Origin of the sequence: Methylobacterium sp. Leaf118, assembly GCF_920984675.1 — a bacterium.
Taxonomy (GTDB): domain Bacteria; phylum Pseudomonadota; class Alphaproteobacteria; order Rhizobiales; family Beijerinckiaceae; genus Methylobacterium.
The window spans coordinates 1-2,138 of record NZ_CAKLBV010000132.1; the positions used below are offsets into that span (position 1 = coordinate 1).

Annotated in this window: 2 protein-coding genes; both read right to left on the reverse strand. The window is 77.0% G+C overall.

Annotated features, from left to right (window positions below):
* Positions 1-1,106 (reverse strand): DUF2793 domain-containing protein (locus LW587_RS23845; protein ID WP_232632049.1); only part of this gene is annotated, 1,106 nt, incomplete at its 3' end.
* 20 nt (positions 1,107-1,126) lie between these two features.
* On the reverse strand, positions 1,127-2,138 hold a 1,012-nt coding region (locus LW587_RS23850), incomplete at its 5' end, for a GTA baseplate fiber-binding domain-containing protein (protein WP_442919197.1).

Here is a 2,138-nt window from a genome sequence, read left to right on the forward strand (position 1 = left end):
CCACCGTTCTGGCCGTCGAACGAGAACCGGTTGCCGGCCGCGCCGCCGGTCGCGGCGCCGGCCACGCCCGCGCCCCCGCCCAAGCCGCCATACATCTGGACGATCACGGCGCCGCCCGAGCGCACGAGGGTCAGCCCCCCGGCGGCGCCCGCGCTGCCGTTCGCGTTGTCGGCGCCCGCGGCCGTGCCGCCCGCCCCGCCGCCGCCGATCTCGACGGAGAGCGTCGCCGCCAGTTCGGAGGCCGGGAAAGTCTCGAAGCCGAACCCGCCGGCGCCCCCGCCCGCGCCGCCGCCGCGCACGCTGCCGGGGGCACCGCGCCGTCCGGAGCCGCCGCCGCCACCGCCGCCGACGAGGATCACCGTCACCTCCCGCGCCCAGCCGGGCTTGGTCCAGGTGTCCGATTCGGTGAGGACGGTGACCGCGCTGCGGAGCGTGCCCCGCTCGAACGTCGCGGTGCCGGTCGCCCGATCGACCGTGAAGACGCTCGCCCAGAGGCCGCCGTCCGGGCTCACGCGCAGGCTCACATCGTCGTCGCCGACGAGGCCGAATTCGGCCCGGCCGGAGAAGCCCGACTGCATCAGGAGCGACAGCACATTGCCGGCCGCCTGCTTGTTGAGCGTGGTGCGGAGATCGCCGGTCCCGCCCTCGCCCGCGGTCAGGGCCGTCCAGAGGGCCGTGTTGAGCTTGGCCGCGAACGGATTGTCCGCATCGGCCGCGGTGCCGACGCCGAGGCGGGCGAGGTTCTGGAGCGCGGTGAGCGTGGTGCGGAACGGGATCCAGCTGTCGTTGGCGAAGGCGTAGATCTCGGCCTCGTCGGCGACGAAGACGAGCCAGCCCGGCCGCGGCGCGAGGGAGAGCCACGCCCCGTCCTGGTAGCGGGCGATGCGCCCGCTCCACCCGGCCCAGGCCCCCGTCGGCGCGGACGCCGCGATCAGGTAGCGGTCGCCCTCGGCGGGATCGCTCGGCGGGGCCGAGGCATCCTTGTCGATCACCGCGAGCTGGACCAGCGCGTCGAGAAGCGTCAGCGCCTCGTTGTGGGTGACGTGCTTCTGGGCCTGCCCGCCCGCGATCAGCGGCAGGGCGAGGCTCGGGGTCGTGTCGGCCATGGGGCGGCTCCGAAGAGGGTTCAGGTCGTGAGGGTCACGCGGGCCCGGCGGGCGGGCCCGCGGCCGCCGACGGTGCCGACCTGCGCGACGGCGAAGTCGATCGCGGTGCGGGGGCCGCCGAAATCGGCCGCCTCCTGCGCGTAGAGGAGGCTCGGGCCGACGGCGGTGAGGCTGCGGCGCACGGCGCCGTCCGGATCGAGGATGTCGACGGCGTAGGCCTCCGCGCCGTCCTCGAGGGGCACGTCCGCCGGCTCCCAGGCATCGGCGTCGCGCCGGGCGCGGCGGGTCCAGCTCAGCCGCACGCCGCCGGGCTCGCGCCGCGCCCGCAGATGGACGGGGCTGAGCGGCGTGAAGGCCGACAGTCCGGCGGTGGCGGCGAACCCCACGAAGGCCGGATCGGCCGGGTCGCGCCCGGCGGGGCCGACCCGGTAGAGGAAGGTGCGGCCGGCCTCGTCGAGCCGCTCGACCAGGGGGGTGACGGCCCCGTCGTCGAGGCGCATGATCAGGCTGCCGGCCGGGGTGGGGCGGCCCGCGGCGGCCTCGCTGCCGGCAAGCCCGCGCAGGAGCGTGGTCAGGCGCCAGGTTCCCGGCCCGATCAGGGCGACGCCGGCCGCCGACAGGATCTCGGTCGCCCCGTCCGGCCCCACCAGCGCGAACAGATTGGCGCCGGCGAGCGCCGCGGATTCGCCGACCGCGCTCAGACCCTCCGCGTGGCGCAGACGCAGATCGAGTTGGGCCACGCGGTCGAATCGCCAGACCGGCCCGGCGGGCAGGACGCTCAGCGTCTCGCCGAGGCAGGCCGGATGATCGACGAGGCGGTGGAACGCGAAGGGCGCCCCCTCCCCCGTGGAGCGCCAGACCGCGACCGCGCCGGGCCAGGGCTCGGCGGCGACCGCGAGGACGGAGAGCGCCACCGGATCGCTGCCGACCGCCGGCAGGTCGAGCACCCGGGCGAAGACGGGTCCCGGCAGGGCCGGCGGCGTCCGGACCGGCGGCGGCGACCCGGCGGCGAGGGGATCGCGCCCGGCGACG